The sequence below is a fragment of the Cryobacterium sp. CAN_C2 genome, assembly GCF_015751745.1.
Lineage (GTDB): Bacteria > Actinomycetota > Actinomycetes > Actinomycetales > Microbacteriaceae > Cryobacterium.
This window is the reverse complement of sequence record NZ_JADOUX010000050.1, coordinates 1-1,380: the sequence shown is the minus strand read 5'-3', so window position 1 is coordinate 1,380 and position 1,380 is coordinate 1. Positions and strand designations below refer to the sequence as shown.

1 protein-coding gene is annotated in these 1,380 nt (G+C 61.1%); it reads left to right on the top strand.

All coding sequences use genetic code 11. The features are described from left to right. Window positions 1–161 precede the first annotated feature (161 nt). A partial coding sequence (gene istA, locus IWX77_RS16805) for an IS21 family transposase (protein ID WP_196845687.1) occupies window positions 162–1,380 on the top strand: 1,219 nt, incomplete at its 3' end.

Sequence of the window (1,380 nt, the reverse complement as noted above, 5' to 3'; positions counted from 1 at the left end):
TGAGTATTTGCGCTCGTGGGGGCCAGTGTTATTGACGTTCGGGGCCACGGGGTGATGTGGCGAGTAGCGCGTTTCGGGGCCACCGAATATTTCCGTTCGGGGCCATCTGCTTAGCTCCTTCTGCCGCGTGTATAGGCACGCGGCAGAAGGAGTAATCAATAATGGTACGAAGGATTCAAGCCAAGCGGGTGCTCGAACTCCGCGCTGAGGGCATGACGGGGCGCGCGATCGCCTTGTCGCAGGGCATGTCGCGCAAAAGTGTGCTGGCGGTGTTCGACGCCGCCGACAAAGCTGGCATCGACCGTGACGTTCACGTGAACCGCAGCGATGCGGAGGTGTATTCGTTGCTGTTCCCAGGGCGCGGCGAGCACGAAAGTGTGTTTGTGCAGCCGGACTGGGACGCGGTGCATAAGGAGCTCGCCAAGGTCGGGGTGACGCTGAAACTGCTCCATAGCGAGTACGTCGACGGGTGCGCGGTGAAAGAGCAGCCAGCGATGGGTTACGACCGATTCTGCAAGGCGTATGCGACGCATACGCTGATCACGGGGGCGGCGTCCCGCGTGGGTCATAAGGCCGGGCGGACGGTCGAGGTCGACTGGTCAGGACCGACGATGCATCTCACCGACCCGATCTCCGGAGAGACGTCGCGGGTGTATTTGTTCGTCGCGTGCCTGCCGTTTTCCAGGTATGCGTTCGTCGAGCCGGCGTTGGATATGCGGCAAGACACCTGGCTGCTGGCCAACGTCGCGATGTTCGAGTGGTTCGACGGAACGGTTCCCCGGATCGTGCCCGACAATCTGAAGACCGGAGTGATCAAACACCCTCGCGAGGGTGAGATTGTATTGAACGACGCCTACCGCCAGATGGCCGCGCACTACTCGGCCGCAGTGCTGCCGGGCAGACCTCGGGCACCAAAAGACAAGGCATCCGTGGAAAATACGGTCGCCCATGTTGCGACGTGGGTGATCGCCGGATTGCGTCACCGGAGCTTCGGAACGCTCCCCGATCTGCGGGGCGCGATCCGGGAACGCATGGATGCCTATAACCGGGAACCGTTCCAGAAACGCGCCGGCTCCCGCCTCAGTGTGTTTGAAACCGAGGAGAAAGCGCTGTTGCGGCCGTTGCCGTCGGCTCCGTATGAGATCAGCCGGTGGATTATGGGGCGTCGGGTGCAAAAGAACGGGCATGTGGTCTGGGAGAAGAACTTCTACTCCGTCCCCTTTGCACAGATCGGCCAGGGCGTCGACCTGCGCATCACCAGCCAGGTGCTGGAGGTTTATCGCAATCATGAGCGTCTCACCAGCCACCTCTTGTTCGGTGAGCATGTTGTGAACGAATACCGCACGAACGATGCCGACCAGCCTCAGGGTGAGAAATATC